This window comes from Arthrobacter sp. BK1 (assembly GCF_056680055.1).
Genome location: NZ_CM155263.1, coordinates 1,256,317 through 1,272,170 on the forward strand (window position 1 = coordinate 1,256,317; position 15,854 = coordinate 1,272,170).

A 15,854-nucleotide genomic window follows, 5' to 3' on the forward strand; every position below is an offset into this window, starting at 1 on the left:
CGGGACTCCGCACGGTGGACCACAGCCGGCGGCCGCCTACGCGTGGCGGACGGCGGTCAGGCCGGCAGCGGCCGCCCACGCCTGCGGGGAGCCGGCGTGGTGGTACTTGACCGGCACGGGGAAGTCCGTCCGGGAGAATCCGCCGAACAGTTCCGGCAGGCTGTTGCCGAAGTGGGCGGCGGCATCCCGGATCCCTTCCGCGACGGTCCGGGCCTGGTCGGTCAGCCCGTAGGCCGCCATTCCCTCCGAGGCCAGCATGGTGTCATGGGGCCAGACCGAGCCGTTGTGATAGGACATCGGGTGGTAATAGTGCTGGCCTTCCGCGAGCGTACGGATCCCCCAGCCGGTGAAAAAATCGTCCTGCAGCAGCCGGTTGGCCACTGCACGGGCGTCGGCGGCATCGAGGATCCCGGCCCAGAGGAGGTGTCCGGAGTTGGAGGCCAGCGCGTCGACCTGGCGGCCCTGCCCGTCAACGGCCAGGGCGGGAAAATTCCGGTCCGCCATCCAGAAAGCGTCCCGGAAGCGTGCTTTCAGTTCGTCCGCGAGCCCGTAAAGCGTGTCGGCCCACGCCTGGTCGCCCCACTGCTCCTCGGCCAGGCGGGCGCATTCGCGGAGGCCGCGCCACGTGTAGCCCTGGACCTCGGCGAGGGCAATGGCACCCTCCGGCTGCGTTCCGTCGGCCCCTGCGACGGCATCGAATGAATCCTTCCAGCCCTGGTGCAGCAACCCGGCGGGATCCGGCGTGTACCGCACAAAGCCTGTCTCCTTCAGGCCGCCGTCTCCGAGGATCCACTCGACGGCAGCGCGTGCCGGCGCCTCCATTTCCTTGATGAGCGCGGCGTCTTCCACGTGTCCCAGCGCCATCAGGAACAGCGGCGTGGAATCAACGGTGCCGTAGTACCGGCCGTATGGCACGGCGCCCAGCTGGGCGAGTTCACTGATCCGCACCTCATGGACGATCTTTCCGGGCTGCTCCACGCGGGCCGGATCATCCACGGTTCCCTGGGTTGCCGCCAGGGCCCGGAGGACATCGCCCAGCAGTTGCGGGGCTTCCTTTCGTGTCAGCATGCATGTCAGCAGCGAATCGCGGCCGAACAGCGTCAGGAACCAGGGCAGGCCCGCGGCCGGAATGATCAGCTCGGGCTTGACAGGACAGGGCATCAGCAGCGAATCAAGGTCAATGAGGCTCTGGCGTGCGAGGGCGGTCAGCCCGTTGCCGGTCAGGCCGGCGCCTGCCAGCGCGTTGCCTGCCGGTCCGGTCCCGGAACGCCCGACGGCGGCGGGAACCGGCCGCCGTGCCTGCGCGCTGGTGGAACCGGCTGAGATGGTCAGCGTCTGCGTTTCGCCGGCGGCCACGGGCAGCTCCCAGGAGAGTTCAGCGCCGACGAAGCGCCCGTCGTCGGGTTCGCGGCGGACCGACGGCGGGATGCTCGCCGCCAGCCGGACTCCGGCCTCAAAGGTGCGGTCCCGGAAAGTGTGCGCGTAGCCGAACGCCAGCGAGCCGTCGTCGAGCACGTCAAGGCTGCTTGCCGCGCCGCTGAGATCGAAGACCCGGCCGTCGGTGCGGACGGTGAACTGGTCCGCGAAGTCGGTGCCGGCCCGCAGGACCAGCCGTGCGCTGATGGTTTCCAGTCCGAGGTTCCGGATGCGGAGCGTTTCTGTGAGGCCGGCGGCGTCGAGTTCCTGCGTGCGGAACACGAACAGATCGTGGGTCTGGTTCCGCCGGGCGGCCGGGCTGAGGGCGGTGTTGCGGCGGCCGGGTTCGCGGACGCTGCCCACGTCCCAGAACGTGGAATCGCTGATCTCCAGGATCCAGCGGGACAGGAGCCGGGTGTCCGCCACGTACAGGCCTTCGGTTCCCTGGGCGGGCGCGTCAGTGCGGCCCACGCTTCCGTCGGCCGCTCCGCGCATCATCGCCCCATGGGCTACCAATACAGAGACTGCTGATGGGGGTGCAATGGCGGTCACGGGGCGCTCCGGTGGTAGGTGGTTTCAAGGGCAAGGGCGGCGGTCCAGCTGAAGCTGCGTGTGCCGTGTGCCGCTCCGGTCCAGGGGTCGACGTATTCAGGGAAATCGTGCTGTGCGGCGAGCCGGCCGATGTTGCCGCGGAGGAACTCCGCCTGCCCGGTCCGTCCCAGCCGCTCCAGCGCCTCGGACACCATCCAGGACATGTTGAACCAGGCCGGGCCGCGCCAGTAAAGGGCCGGGTTGTGGTCCTCGGCGGTGGCGTCGTAGCTGGGCACCATCAGGGCACGGCCGTCCATAAAGCGGGGCCCATTGAGGGTTTCCAGCAGCTGGTCGGTGTGCGCGTGATCCGGCAGCAGCAGCGGAATGAGGCCATTGATGGTTGCCTTCGGGACCACGGTTCCGTCGGTGACGTCCCGCGCGGAATAGCAGCCCAGCTCCGGCACATACAGGGCTTCCAACGCTTCCGTGATCCGCGTCGCGCGCTCCGCGTGCGCTTCGCCAGGCAGGCCCAGTTCGGCGGCGATGTCCGCCAGGGCCAGCTCGGACACCGCGAGCAGGGTGTTGAACATGGGATCTTCCAGCAGGAAGGGGTAGTCCGGATCGGCGTCGTCGCAGCCGTGGTCCCGGTAGCGTTCAGCCATCCAGAAGTACTTGCCGTACTCCTTCTGGCTGGGCCGCTCCCCCGCGTCCGCGTGCTGGAGGTCAGGACGGTTCAGGACGGTTTTGCAGTCTGCCGGGACCCGCGTCATCACGGTGTCCCACAGGGGGGAATTGTCCGTGCCGGATTCCCAGGGGTGCACAATGCAGGCCAGCCCTGAGCCGCCCCGGTCACGCCGGCCGGAAAGGTATTCGTGCCAGCGCACCAGTTTGGGATAGCTCCGCTCCAGAAAGGACCGGCGGCGTGACTCTGCGGGGTCCGCCTGGTGGATTTTCCAGACGGCCCAGGCGTGGTTGGGCGGCTGCACCAGCCCGGCGGTCTCCGCGTGCCGGGGTGACCCGGGGATGCTCCGTGACTGCCAGAACGACGCTCCGGGCGCATAATCCTGGTCGCGGTGCGGATCGAAGATGATCTGCGGCAGCCTGCCGTCGTCCCACTGGCCGGCGAAGAGGGCATCCATTTCCTGGCCGGCACGGCGCGGTGAGACCCGGCGCAGGCCCATCGCGATGAAGGAAGAATCCCAGCTCCACTGGTGCGGATACAGGCCGGCCGCGGGAACCGTGTGGGTCTTGCGCCAGTTGGCCTCAAGCACTGCCGTGGAACGGGCGGCGATCAGCGCCGCCGTCACGGGATGGCCGCCGTTGGAGGTCCCGACGTCGGCCGAACCGCCAGTGAGCGTCGCGCCGAGGGCGGTCCCGCCGTCGGACGCCCCAGCGGCCGTCACAGGTACCGCCCCAGGAGGGACGGCACCCGGGGCAGGACGTCCTCCGCCGGTCCTGAAAGCCGGGACTCGAGGGCGACGGTCCCCTGGTAGCCGATGGATTTCAGGGTGGCGCCGAACAGGGCCCAGTCGATGTTTCCGGCACCGGGTTCGAGGCGGTTCGAATCGCTGGCCTGGACGTGGCCGATGTAGCCGGCAGCGTCCTGGAGCGCCGCGGCCGGATCACTTTCCTCGATGTTCATGTGATAGGTGTCCGGAGCCAGGCGCACGGAGTCCTGGCCCACGAGCTTCAGCAACCGCACGCCGTCGGCGAGGGTGTTGATCATATGGTCCTCATAGCGGTTCAAAGGCTCCAGGTAGATTTCCACGCCTTCGGCGGCCGCATGCTCGCCCAGTTCGCTGAACGCTTCCATCAGGACGGCGGTGTCCTCGTCTGCGGTGCGGGGAGGGATGAAGGGCGGCAGCCGTTTGGAGAACATGCCGTAGGAGGCAGGTGTCATCACGCCGCGGCCCTCGATTTCGGCCATCACGCTCAGCTGCGACTTCAACTGGACCACGGCGTCCTTCCGCAACTCACTGTCAAACGCACCCACGAAGTGCGTCATGTCCACACAGGCGGTGGGCATGATGACGCCGGCATTCCGTGCCCGGCGGAGTTCGGGCAGCCGGGCTTTGAAATTCAGGTCGCCGGCGGAGCGGAGTTCGATCCCGTCGTAGCCCCAGGCCAGGGCGTGTTCGAACTTTTCCTCCAGGCTGGTGCCCGGCAGGTGCTGCTCCTGGACGGTAATGAGGGTCATGGGAACTCCAATACAACCTGGAGCGCGGATTCAGCGTCCGTATCCAGGAGCTCATAGGCTTTGGCGGCATCTGCCAGGGAAAAGGTGTGGGTCACCAGCGCGGGAGCGTTCACGCGCCCGTCGGCCAGGTGGTCCACCACGGTCTGCTGCAGCCGCGGAACGGTCCAGCGGGACCGGAGCCTGTTGGGGACGGAGCCGATCTGGGAGGCCAGGAGCTGCACCCGGTTGTGGTGGAACTCCTCGCCGAACCGGACACCGGCCGCTTCGCCCTGGTAGAAGCCGGCCGCGATGACCGTGCCGTCGGCCCCCACGGCGCGGGTGGCTTCGTGGAGGGCCCGGTAGTTGCCGCTGAGTTCGATGGCAACGTCGACGCCGGCGCCTCCGGTGATCCGGCGGATGTCTCCTGCAAGCTCGGGAACCGGGCTGAGGGCATGAAGGGCGCCCCATTCCAGCGCACGACGGCGGCGGGCCGCGATCCCGTCCACGGCGATCACCTTCGCGCCGTTAAGGACAGCGAAACGCGTGGCAAGCAGGCCGATGACGCCTTGTCCGAAGATGGCAACCGTGGAGCCCGGGCCCAGGTCCGCAGCGAGCACGGCGCTAAGGGCGATCGCGCCGACCCGGACGAACGCGCCGGCGAGGGGATCCATCCCCTCCGGAAGCACATGGCCCCGGAGGGATTCCGCTGCCAGGATGCCTTCGTCGCGGTGGCCCCAGATCCCCCAGACGATGTCGCCTACCTGGACCGGAGCATCGGCCACGGGGTCCGCTGCACTGTCGCCGTTCGGTGGTGCCAGCTCCACCACTTCGCCCACCTCGGAGTATCCCCAGCCATCCAGCGGATAGCCGAGGGCCTCGGTGCCCGGGGCGAAAAGCCGCGACGCGGGATCCCAGACGGAGGTCAGGTAGGGGTTGGTGCCGCGGTACGCGGTGAGCTCGGTCCCCGCTGAAATGCCCGAATACATGGTCCGCACGCGGGCCTGGCCTGCTTCGAGCGGGACGGACGGCTGGTCAATCACGGCGACACTGCGCGGCGCCGCGATGCGGAGGAAGCGGGACACTTGGGATCGGTCCTTTTGACGGAGGGATTGTTGTGGGTATCAAAAAGTGATGTACATGACATTAGCACAACCACTAGCCCACTTATGTATAGACTTTGGGCATAATCTGCAGTATCTTCATCACATGCCCTCCGACGCCTCTTCCCGTGCCGCATACCCTCCTGTGAAGGTGGGGTTGGTGGGGGCCGGCCAGTGGGCCGCCACCATGCATGCGCCGCTGCACAGTGCGGGGGCCGATACCGAACTCGCCGGCATCTGGTCCGCCAGCGGAAGTACCGCGGCGGCACTGGCCGCGGAGCACGGAGTACCGGCCTTCGGCACGTTCGAGGAACTCCTGGCATCGTGCGAAGCTGTGGACTTCGCCGTACCGCCGCCCGTCCAGGCCGAACTCGCGCCACGGGCGGCAGACGCCGGGCTCGCCCTGCTGCTCGAGAAGCCGCTCGGTGCTTCGCTTCAGCAGGCAACAGCCGTCGCTGAGGCCGTCCGCCGCAACGGTGTGGCGAACGCCGTCGTACTCACCAAGCGTTACCACCAACGCACCCGCACCTTCCTTGCGGCCGCGGCGGAACTCCGCAGTCAGGGCGCCGTGCTCGGGGTGACCGGAACCTACCTGCATGGCGGCTTCCTGGCTGGCGGCTTTGTGGCACCTGGCGGCCGTAGCGGCCGGGCCGATCAATCCGGCCGGGGCGCTCACGGTGCTCAGAGCTGGCGGGACGAGTTCGGTGCGCTGTACGATCTGGGCCCGCACCTGCTGGACCTCATGGACCTCGCCGCGGGGCCGATCGAAGCCGTCCGCGCCAACGGCAGCAAACAGTATGCAGCCCTCACCACTTTCCACAGCGGCGGAGCCACCGGCCAGGCATCCCTGTCCGGCTCCGTCAGGCTGCCGGCGGCCCGGACGACGCTCAGCCTGTACTCGTCCGCGGGCAGCCTGGACTACAGCACCGAAGGCATGGACCACTCCGAATGCTGGCCGGTGCTTCGCAGGGAGTTCGCCGACGCCGTCCGGCTTGGCACAGCCGTCACCGTGGATGTGGAGCGGGCCCTCTACCTCCAGGCCCTGGTTGAGGCCGCCGCCCTCTCCTTCCGTGAACAACGGCTGGTCAGCGTGGCCGGGCTCCTGGCGGGCGGCTGAAATTGAGCGATCAGGGGCTGCCCACACCCGTGCTGGAGATCGGCGGCACGCACGTCACGGCTGCCCTGGTTCAGGGTCCGGCAGTCCAGGGTTCCAAGGTTCAGGGTCCCGAGGGCGAGGGTGCGAGGCCCGGGCACGGCGGATGGCGGGTTGTGGCGGGCAGCGTGGTCCGCCGCGGCCTTGACGCCCAAGGGTCCGCTGCCTCACTGCTCGACGCCATCGCCGCAGCAGCAGACGCGCTCGGCGAAGCCCACAACGGCCAATGGGGGGTGGCACTGCCCGGGCCGTTCGACTACCTGACCGGAATCGCCCGTTACGAGGATGTGGGCAAGTTCGACCAGCTCCTGGGCGTGGATGTCCGGGCAGGACTGGCACAAAGGCTGAGCATGGAGCCCCGCAGCATCACCTTCCTCAACGACGCCGACGCCTTCGGGATCGGCGAATTCGTCCTCGGCGCCGCAGGAGGGAGACGCCGCGCCGTATGCATCACCCTCGGGACGGGCGTTGGTTCGGTGTTCCTGGCCGACGGCGTCCCCGTCAGGACCGGCGCTGACGTTCCACCCGACGGCCACTGCTACCGCCTGGAATTCCGCGGACGCCCACTCGAGGACACCGTGTCCCGCCGGGCCATCCGCCGCGCCTACGCCGCAGCCGCTGCCGATGTCAGACATCACGCCGCCGTCAGTGATAGCCCGGCCACTTGGGATCCCGCCGCGGATCCCGACGCCGCCACCCCGGACGTGCGCGAAATAGCCGAGGCCTCCAGGGCCGGCGATGCCCTGGCAGCGGCGGTGCTCGAGGCTGCCCTCGCGGCAGTCGGGGAGGCCACCGGGCCGTACCTTCAGCGGTTCGGCGCGGAACTCCTGATCGTCGGCGGATCGATGGCGGCGTCATGGGACATCGTGGAACCTGCCATCCGGAGAGGCCTCGCCGCGGTGGCACCACGGCTGGCGGCGCTGCCTATCCGGAAGGCGGAGCGGACCGAAGAGGCTGGGCTGATCGGCGCAGCCTTCCGGGCACAGCGTGCCGCCACTGACCCCTAGCCATCGGCGAGCCGTGACGCCGGGGCCTCCACCACACTGGCCGGCAACGCGGTTTCGGTCCCGCGCACGGAGGCTTTGACCGTGGCAAGCTTCTGTCCTGCCCCGGGGCCGTGCGGCCGGATCGTATACGGGCCAACGGAGGCCGGAATGATGAACGTCTCCGCGTAGCTGACCACAAACGGTTCAAAACTGCCGTCCGGGCTTTCCACCACGGCTTCGGCGCCCTCCACCAGGTTCAGCACGTTCACAGTGCCGTGGGTGTGGTGGTCCACCACGTCCGTGAACCAGTGCCGGCGGACCTCGATGAACTCCAGTTCGTGCAGCCCGGTGCGTTCCTCGGTCCAGCCCGGCCCGGAGCCCAGCTGCTCCACCTGGTCCAGCAGCTGCTCGTGTGCCCATTCCGTGGTGCGGTCCCACTGGATGTTGCGGCTGGCGTGCTCCACGTGGATGGGCCGGGGCCGGCCGTCCAGTCCCACGCGGTCCCAGTCCCACATCTTGAAGGTGAAGATGTAGGGCGTCGCGGAGATTTCGAGCACCATCGAGTTGGCCCCCGACGCGTGGACCGTGCCGGCAGGGATCGAGAAATGGTCATGCTTTTTAGCCGGGAAGGCGTTAACGTAATCCTCCGCCGGAAAGTGCGTGCCGCCGTCGGACGCTTCCCTCAAAGCCGCCACCATGGCGTCCGGTTCCGTACCGGTCTTCAGACCGAGATAGACCACGGCGTCCGGTCCGGCGTCCAGGAGGTAATAGCTCTCGTCCTGGGTGTAGTGCATGCCGAAACGGTCCTGGATGTAGTCCGTCAGGGGGTGCACCTGCAGGGACAGGTTGCCGCCCTCCATAGTGTCCAGGAAATCGAAGCGGATGGGGAACTCGGCGCCGAACCGTGCATAGGTCTGCGGCCCCAGGAGCGCCGCGGGCTGGGTGAACACCACGTCCACTGACGGCAGCTCCACAATGTCCCCGCCGACGTCGAGCAGGATGCTGTTCTCCTCAGGCACACAGTCGAAGCACCAGGCGTAGTTGTCCGCCCCGGCATCGAGGCCGATCACCTTTTTCATCCACTGCCCGCCCCACACGCCGGGATCGAAGAACGGCACCACCCGGAACGGCGCGGCAGCGGCAGCCGCCATTCCCCGGTGGAACGTGTCGCCGGTGATGAGTTTCCCCTCGGCGACGCTGCGGTTGGTATCCAGGACGTAGTCGACGGCGGGAAACAGCTGCCGCTTGTGCCGGTCCGCCACGCGCCACTCCACGAAAAAACTCCGCTTGTACTTGCGCAGGTTGTCCTCGTTGGTGTTGTGGCAGCGCCAGTTCGGGGCGCCGGCCCGCTGGCGCTGCTGCAGCTCCCAGCGCGCCATGTCGGCCAGGACCAAGGTCCGTTCCGGAAGCGGCACCAGCGCGGCTCCCCAGCCCACCAGGACTACGGGAACCTCCAACGCCGCCACCTGGCGGCCGAGGTCGGCCAGCCTTTGCGGATCGTAAAAGTCGGCGAGGGTGTGGTGGCTGATGACGCCGAAGACGCGGTCGTCCGTGAGGTTGGCGGCGATCAGGGCGTCGATCTCGGCGATAGGCCGCGCCGCGAGCTCTTCAATGTTGAGGACCCGGTGGCCGGGCAGTGCCTGGCCGATGCATTCCAGCAGCTCATCCAGCTTCACGCCCGGGTAGGTATCCACCACGATGGCCTGCCGCCCGCCGCGGGCGATCTCCTGCCAGGCGTCCTGGCCGGACCAGGCCCGCGGGCTGCCCGGGACGGTGACGGTGGGGAATTTGTCGTAGCGGCTGGGAGGAATGTGGCTCATGGTCTTCCGATCCGGGTTTGTTTTGGTAGCGTGCAATCACTAAGCGGGGTGAACCCAAGGTTGGGCTGCAACCGCACGGTCGAACAGGAGAAGGGCAGGTGCCGCAGTGCGGCGGATGGTGGCCTACGGGCACTCGTGGGTGGACGGCGACGGCGCCTCCACCGCAGCGGCCTCCATGGCAGCGCTGGTGGCAGCCGGGCTGGACCTGGAGCTGGATAACCGCGGCGTGGGCGGCACCAGCAGCACCGGGACGGCGGCGCTGGTCCGGGCTGATCCTCCCCCGGCGGCCAGCCTCTACCTGCTCATGACGGGACTGAACGATCTCCGCCTGGGCGGGGAATCGGCGTCGGCCCAACAGGCGTACGCCGATGCCTTGGCGACGATTTTCAGTGCCTTTAGGCAGGCCTCCCCCGGCGCCTGGGTGGTGGCCCTCGCCCAGCCCCGACTGTTGGATTTCAGCCTCCATGCCCCGCACCATCAGGGTTCGAACGCTCTGGTGGACAGCTACAACCGTGAACTGCGCCGGGTGGCCGCGGGCTTCCCGCAGGTGGTGGTGGTTGAGCCTGCCGGGTGGGACGCCGGCACCATGCTGGACGAGGACACGGTGCATCCGAACGATGCCGGCCACCGCTGCCTGGCGCGCGCCGCCGTCGCGGCTGCTAGTGCTGCATGGCAATGACAAGGCCCGCCCACGTCTGGGGGACGGCGCCGAGGCCGTGCCCGTTGTCAGGGTTCCAATATTCTGCCCAGCCGCTGGTAGCGGCGCCTTTCGCAGTGAGTTCGGCGAGCGCCGTGGCCTCGTGCTCCATGCCCAGGCGCCGGTAGGCCTGCTGGAAGAGATAGTTCAGCGGCGGCCAGGCAGGGCCGCGCCAGTACATGTCGGGATCGTAGGCGGGGTGTTCCCGGGACACGTTGGCGGGACCGAACTCCGCACCGAACCGGGACGGGTCCGCCAGCTGGGCGAGGGCTGCTTTGGCCTTGCTTTCGTCCGCGGTGACCAGGGCGCCCATCACGCCATCGCTGATGGGAATCCGGACCGACGCCCCGCCTCCCACCACCGCCTGGTCTGACCAGAGCTGCTCCCCGCGGTCCCACAGGTGCTCGTCCATGGCAGCCGCCAGTTCGGTGGCCCGTTCTTCCAGGGTCGCATCCCCGGTGACTGCGGCGAGTTCCCGGAAGTTGAATGCGGTGTAGGCATTGAAGGCTGCCGGGCACGCCACGAAGCTGGTGGACCACTTGGCTGAGCCGTCGCCGTCGAAAGAGATTTCCTTCATGCGCTCCTTGTTCCAGGCCGTTCGGGAGGGGCGGCTGTAGCCCTCCTTGGTCCGGCCCGGGGCTCCCCAATCGTCCCAGCGCGGGGCGTGGTCATTGCCGGCCTCCCACGGGTGGATCACGTACATGAGTCCGTCCGGGGTCCGGCGTTCCCGCCACAACCAGTCCAGGCCCGCTTTCGCTTTAGCGAGGGTTGCGTCGGAAAGGGGAATGCCGGCGTCGGACAGCACACGGGCGGCGTGCCCGAACATGGGCGGTTGAGTCAGTGAGGACGTCCTGGTCAGCGGGCCCAGCCAGGTGTCCGGGCCGGCGCCGCCGTAACGCATGTGCGGCACCATGCCGTTGTCCAGCTGCCCGGCCAGGACGGCGTCGAGCTCCTGGGCGGCACGTGGATCCCCGAGCGCGGCCCAGGTGATGGCGTGGAAGCAGCTGTCCCACAGCCAGAGGTGCGGGTAGGTGCCCGGGTTGGGAACCGAGTAGCCATGGTCCGGGCGCCAATGCTCCTCCATAAGCATGCGGACGCTGCCGATGAGTGCACCGGCAATGTCCGCAGGGCTTGATACCATCAGCCTTTCTCCGCTCCGGCAGTCAGCCCTTCGGTGAGGAGCCGCTCGGAGGCGAAGAAGATGATGATGATGGGCAGGGTGAGGATCACCGAGCCCGCCATCAGCACGGTGGTGGGTACTTCGATGCTGCCGGCCAGCTGCGACAGGCCCAGAGAGACGGTCCAGTTGGGCCGGGTATTGACCAGGAACAGCAGGGCGAACAGGAATTCGTTCCACGCGATCATGAACACGAACAGGGCGTTGGAGATAATGGCCGGCATGGCCAGCGGCAGGCTGATGCGGCGCAGCACACCGAGCCTGCTGCAGCCGTCCAGGGCTGCCGCTTCCTCCAGGCTGGTGGGGATGGTGTCGAAGTAGTTGCGCAGCATGTAGATGGTGACCGGGATGACCTGGGCCACGTACACAATGAGCAGCGCTACCAGTTGGCCCCGCAGGCCCAGCCGGGTGAAGAACGTGAACAGCGGGATGGCCAGCAGGATGCTGGGGAACAGGTAGACCGCCAGGAACAGGGCGCTGACCTGGCGGCGGCCGGAGAAGTTCAGCCGGCTGATGGCGTAGGAGCCAGGAATGGCCACGATCAGCGAGATCAGCACAGTCCCCAGTGCTACCAAAGCACTGTTGCCCATGAATTTCAGGAAGCCCTGCCCGCCGTTTTCCTGTGGCGTCAGGATGTTCTGGTAGGAACTCCAGTCCAGTTCGGCGAACGGAATGACCAGCGAGCCGGGATCGCGCAGCAGGGAGTCCAGCGGCCGGATGCTGAGGATGAACATGTAGTAGAACGGGAACAGGGTGACCAGCACCAGGCCCACGATCACCACCCAGCGGAGCACACCAAAGATCCGGGTCTCGACGACGTCGCGCGTCCAGCGGGACCCCTCCGGCGGCCGGGGCGGGGAGGCCGGGCGTCTGGTTTCGACGGGAATCGCCATCAGGAGACCTCCTCTTTCTTGCCAAAGAACCGAATGTAGATGCCCACCAGCAGGCCGAGGATAACGGCCAGGACCAGTGCCTGTGCCGAGGCTGCGCCGATGTCGCCGCGGGCGGTCAGGAAGTTGAAGACCGTCACGGCCACCACTTCGGTGCCGCCACCGCCGCCGGTGAGCAGGTAGATGTCATCGAAACTGTTGAACGTCCAGATGAACCGGAGGACGGACAGCATGGCGATGGTGGGAAGCAGCTGCGGCAGGATGATGTGGAAGAAGCGCTGGATCGGTGTTGCGCCGTCCACCCGTGCCGCTTCCTCCAGGCTGTCCGGAATCGCGTTGATCCGGGCGGTGAGGAACAGGAAGGCAAACGGGAAGGACCGCCACATTTCGAACAGGATGACGGCGATCAGGGCTGTGGGCATCTCGAAGTTCAGCCCCAGGAAGGAGACCTCCCTGGCACGCTCGCTCAGGAAGGGGATGGACTCCTCCCAGCCGAAGAACGTCTTGCCCCAGTGGTTAACCAGCCCGAACTGCGGGTCCAGCATGGTGGTCCAGGTGAACGTCACTGCCACGATGGGTGAGACGTACGGGATCAGCATGGACGCGCGGATCAGTGTCCTGCCTTTGAACGGTTTCCGGAGCGCCAGGGCCGCAATCAGCCCCAGTGCGATGGCACCTGCCGTACCGAAGATGGAGTATGCCAGCGTGGTGCTCAGAGATGTGAAGAAGCTCGGCGAGAACACATTGTTGAAGTTGTCCAGGGTGTAGGGACCGAAAATCCCTGCCGTCCGGATGTTCAGGATCCGGACCCGCTGGAAAGCCAGCACCAGTGTCCACAGGATGGGCAGGACCACCATGACCACCACCAGGATCAGCGTGGGCGAAAGCAGGGTGAAACCCGCCCGCTGTTCCTCCCTGGCCATCGGTGAAAGCTTGCGGCGCCCCCGCGGGCCGGCGGCTGATGCCGCCGGCCCGGCAGGAACGTCCTTTTTGACCGAACTCACTTCAGCGAACCCTGAATGGACTTGAGGGATTCCGCGGCCTGCTTGGCAGCCGTTGCGGGATCGACGCCGCCGGAGGTCACGTCACTGACGGCCTTGGCGATGGGCAATTCGCCCAGGGCCGCACCCACCAGGTCGCCCTGGCCCTGGGTGATGCCCCAGCGCTTCAGGTCATCCGGACCCTTCTCCAGGATGGAAAGGACATCCTCCGTGTAGAAGTTGCCCAGCGGTTCCTTGCGGTCCACACCGGCAGGCATGGTTTTCCACTTGTCTGCGTACTCGGTGGGGTTGGCCTCTGTTCCGGCGCGGACCGGAAGCCGGCCTTCAGGGGCGATGGACAGCCAGTCAACGTAGCCGTCGGTCATGAAGTACTCCACGAACTTCTTCGCGGATTCCGAGGCCGACTCCTTGGTGACAGTCCAGGAGACGATCTCGCCGAACTGGGCGGGCTGGTCACCGTCCGGGCCCTGGATGCCCGTCACGACTCCGGTGTTCTTGGCGAGGAAGGCCGGATCGGCTACGCACTCCGGGCAGGTGGGCTTGGCGTTGTCGCGCAGGCCGGCCATCTCATCCAGGATGAAGGTGGACCAAATGGCCATGGCAGCCTGTCCCGCAAAGTAGGAAGCGCGGACCGTGTCCACGTCCTGGGCGCCCGGGACGGAGTATTCGGTCAGCATGTCGCGGTAGAAGGTCAGTGCCCCCACGCACTCGGGGCTGTCGAACGTGATGTCACCCTGGTCGTTGACCATTTCGCAGCCGTTGCCCTGGGCAATGTGCTCGAAGGTCTGCTGGGTGAACGCCTCGCCGGGCTTGTTGGCTGCGGCCAGGCCGGCGAGCTGCGGGGTGTCCAGCTTCTGGGCTGCCGCCTTGATGTCGTCGTAGGTCTTCGGCGCCGCGATCCCGGCCTTGTCGAAGAGGTCCTTGCGGTAGTAGAGAAGCTGCTGCCACGAGGAGTCCGGGACGGACAGTTGCTGGTCGCCGTCGCGCGTCAGTTCCAGCGCCCGCTCGGTAAAGGTGCCTTCGCCCAGGCTGTCGATGATGGCCTTGTTGGTGCCCGAGTCCACCAGGTCGTTGGCGGCCAGGGTGCGGACCTGCGCCAGCGAGATGGAGCCGATGACGTCCGGGAGGTCCCCCGCTGCGGCGGAGGAGGTCAGGACCTGGTTGAACTGGTCTTCCGGCACACCCACCAACTCGACCTTGACGCCGGTGGCGGAGGTGAACTTCGCGATGATTTCCTGGGTCTTGGCTACGCGATCGGGCAGCGTGTCCGCGGTCCAGACAGTGATTTCCTGGGCATCAGCGCCCTGGGTTGAACCGTCATTCGAGCCTTCATTGGAACTGCAGCCAGCCAGCATCGCCATGGTCAGCGAAGCCGCGGCAATGACGGCGACTGACCGGTCTCTGGTTCTCATCACTTCGTTGCTCCTGTCTTAGGCGGCCCCGGATCCGGCGCCACGTCGTTCGTCCTCCGCCCCCCGTTTCGGCCTGTCCCGGACCACCTCGGCCGGGCCGGCAGAAAAGTGCAGGCGAACTTCCCAAGCCGTGAGCGTCGTCACAAAGCCGGGACTTGTGCCTAAAGGCTATCCAAATGTTGCCTAGCTGTCTAGCATTAGCTGCAGAGTCATTCGACACGAGCGCCTGCAGGTTATGCCCTGTAGACCGGCGGAGCACCTAGGATTGCAAAAGTGCCTTTCAACAGTAGGAGCCGTAGATGTACGTGGGGCCAGGGGATGTCCTCCATCTGATCCGTTCCGGCAAGGCCCGGACCCGCGGAGACATCCAAGAGGAAACGGGCATGTCCAGGATGACGGTGGCGCAGCGCGTGGACGCGCTGCTGAAGGCGGAACTGATCCGCGAAGCCGGCACTGCGAGGCCATCGGGTGGACGTCGTCCAACGGACCTGGCCTTTAACCTCCAGCACTCCTGCACCATTTCGGCCTCGGTTGAAACCACGTCCAGCAGGGTGGCCCTCACCGACCTGAGCGGCGCCATCCTCGCCGACGAGCACGTGGACATCGCAGTGGAGGACGGCCCCGAGAAGGTGCTGCACGCCATCACGGAGACCGGCCGGCAGCTCCTCACGCGTTCCAAAACCCCCATGAGCAAGGTCTCCGGCGTGGGCATCTTCATCCCGGGACCGGTGGATCCACACACCCAGCGGCCCAGCCAGCCGCCCATCATGCCGGGCTGGGACGCCTACCCCATTGTCGATTTCCTCCAGGACACGTTCCCCGTTCCGGTCCTGGTGGAAAACGATGCCAATGCCATGGCGGTAGGCGAATACAGCGCCGGGTTCACTGGCACCACGTCCCTGTGCCTGGTCAAGGTCTCCACCGGAATCGGCACCGGACTGGTGATCAACGGCCAGGTCTACCAGGGCGTCGACGGCGGCGCCGGCGATATCGGGCACGTCCGGCACCCCGCCTTCACGGGGCTGCAGTGCCAGTGCGGGTCCTTCGGCTGCCTCGCCGCGGGAGCAAGCGGCGGTGCCATCGCGCGGACGTTGAAGGAGCAGGGCATCGAAGCCTACTCGGGGCGGGACGTGCACCGGCTGCTGCTGGCGGGAAACGTCGAGGCCATGCGGCTGACCCACGAAGCGGGCCAGCGGCTCGGCGAAGTCATGGCCACCGTGGTGTGCCTGTTCAACCCTGCAGTGCTGCTCATCGCCGGGGACCTCGCGTCGTCGTCGCTGATCGGCGGGATGCGCGAAACCCTGTACCCCATGTCCCTCCCCCGGGCCACCCGCCACCTGGACGTCCGGCTGGCAGCCCTGGGTGAGGATGCGGGAATCCGCGGAATGTCCTCACTGCTGGTGAACCAGGTCTTTTCGGCCGCCGCGGTCAACGCCCGGCTGGGCTGAGTTCAGCGGGCCGTAGCGCGCCTGGGCGCGGAAGCCGGTGACTTGGG

At 67.2% G+C, this 15,854-nt stretch carries 13 protein-coding genes; 4 read left to right on the top strand and 9 right to left on the bottom strand.

Translation table 11 applies throughout. The features are described 5' to 3' along the window. Window positions 1-36 precede the first annotated feature (36 nt). From AC1MCA_RS05545 to AC1MCA_RS05560, 4 genes are read right to left on the bottom strand one after another with little or no spacing between them, the layout of a single operon-like run. Window positions 37-1,968: a glycogen debranching N-terminal domain-containing protein gene (locus AC1MCA_RS05545; RefSeq protein WP_479801758.1), complete on the bottom strand. Its 1,932-nt coding sequence runs from the start codon at window positions 1,966-1,968 to the stop codon at window positions 37-39. Beyond that, complete coding sequence (locus AC1MCA_RS05550; protein ID WP_479801760.1) at window positions 1,965-3,350, bottom strand: MGH1-like glycoside hydrolase domain-containing protein; 1,386 nt, start codon at window positions 3,348-3,350, stop codon at window positions 1,965-1,967. The genes AC1MCA_RS05545 and AC1MCA_RS05550 overlap by 4 nt, the downstream gene beginning before the upstream one ends. Continuing rightward, entirely contained in the window at window positions 3,347-4,144 is a 798-nt protein-coding gene (locus tag AC1MCA_RS05555; RefSeq protein WP_479801762.1) for a sugar phosphate isomerase/epimerase family protein, read from the bottom strand. Before AC1MCA_RS05555 ends, AC1MCA_RS05550 begins: the two co-directional genes overlap by 4 nt. After that, window positions 4,141-5,205: a zinc-dependent alcohol dehydrogenase gene (locus tag AC1MCA_RS05560; RefSeq protein ID WP_479801764.1), complete on the bottom strand. Its 1,065-nt coding sequence runs from the start codon at window positions 5,203-5,205 to the stop codon at window positions 4,141-4,143. Before AC1MCA_RS05560 ends, AC1MCA_RS05555 begins: the two co-directional genes overlap by 4 nt. 124 nt (window positions 5,206-5,329) lie before the next feature. Between AC1MCA_RS05560 and AC1MCA_RS05565 the strand changes: the two genes are divergently transcribed. Beyond that, complete coding sequence (locus tag AC1MCA_RS05565) at window positions 5,330-6,340, top strand: Gfo/Idh/MocA family protein (RefSeq protein ID WP_479801765.1); 1,011 nt, start codon at window positions 5,330-5,332, stop codon at window positions 6,338-6,340. A gap of 2 nt (window positions 6,341-6,342) precedes the next feature. Further along, window positions 6,343-7,383 carry an ROK family protein gene (locus tag AC1MCA_RS05570; RefSeq protein WP_479801767.1) on the top strand — a complete coding sequence of 347 codons (1,041 nt, stop codon included), beginning with the start codon at window positions 6,343-6,345 and terminating at the stop codon, window positions 7,381-7,383. Here the strand turns inward: AC1MCA_RS05570 and AC1MCA_RS05575 are convergent. After that, window positions 7,380-9,182, bottom strand: coding sequence for a class I mannose-6-phosphate isomerase (locus AC1MCA_RS05575; RefSeq protein ID WP_479801769.1), 1,803 nt, complete (start codon window positions 9,180-9,182; stop codon window positions 7,380-7,382). The two genes, AC1MCA_RS05570 and AC1MCA_RS05575, sit on opposite strands and share 4 nt — an antisense overlap. Window positions 9,183-9,297: 115 nt before the next feature. Between AC1MCA_RS05575 and AC1MCA_RS05580 the strand changes: the two genes are divergently transcribed. Then, on the top strand, window positions 9,298-9,861 hold the full coding sequence (locus tag AC1MCA_RS05580) for an SGNH/GDSL hydrolase family protein (protein ID WP_479803294.1): 564 nt from the start codon (window positions 9,298-9,300) through the stop codon (window positions 9,859-9,861). Here AC1MCA_RS05580 and AC1MCA_RS05585 read toward each other — a convergent pair. The 4 genes from AC1MCA_RS05585 to AC1MCA_RS05600 are packed head-to-tail and all read right to left on the bottom strand — an operon-like array spanning window position 9,842 to window position 14,359. After that, the gene (locus AC1MCA_RS05585) at window positions 9,842-11,020 is read right to left on the bottom strand and encodes an MGH1-like glycoside hydrolase domain-containing protein (RefSeq protein ID WP_479801771.1); all 1,179 of its coding nucleotides are present in this window, start codon (window positions 11,018-11,020) and stop codon (window positions 9,842-9,844) included. The genes AC1MCA_RS05580 and AC1MCA_RS05585 overlap by 20 nt on opposite strands. Next, window positions 11,020-11,949, bottom strand: a complete 930-nt coding sequence (locus tag AC1MCA_RS05590) for a carbohydrate ABC transporter permease (protein WP_479801773.1) — start codon at window positions 11,947-11,949, stop codon at window positions 11,020-11,022. Before AC1MCA_RS05590 ends, AC1MCA_RS05585 begins: the two co-directional genes overlap by 1 nt. Beyond that, window positions 11,949-12,950, bottom strand: coding sequence for a carbohydrate ABC transporter permease (locus tag AC1MCA_RS05595; protein ID WP_479801775.1), 1,002 nt, complete (start codon window positions 12,948-12,950; stop codon window positions 11,949-11,951). The genes AC1MCA_RS05590 and AC1MCA_RS05595 overlap by 1 nt, the downstream gene beginning before the upstream one ends. Continuing rightward, complete coding sequence (locus AC1MCA_RS05600; protein WP_479801776.1) at window positions 12,947-14,359, bottom strand: ABC transporter substrate-binding protein; 1,413 nt, start codon at window positions 14,357-14,359, stop codon at window positions 12,947-12,949. Before AC1MCA_RS05600 ends, AC1MCA_RS05595 begins: the two co-directional genes overlap by 4 nt. A 383-nt stretch (window positions 14,360-14,742) precedes the next feature. On the opposite strand from AC1MCA_RS05600, the gene AC1MCA_RS05605 reads away from it, so the two are divergent. Next, complete coding sequence (locus AC1MCA_RS05605) at window positions 14,743-15,807, top strand: ROK family protein (protein ID WP_479801778.1); 1,065 nt, start codon at window positions 14,743-14,745, stop codon at window positions 15,805-15,807. Window positions 15,808-15,854 lie beyond the last annotated feature (47 nt).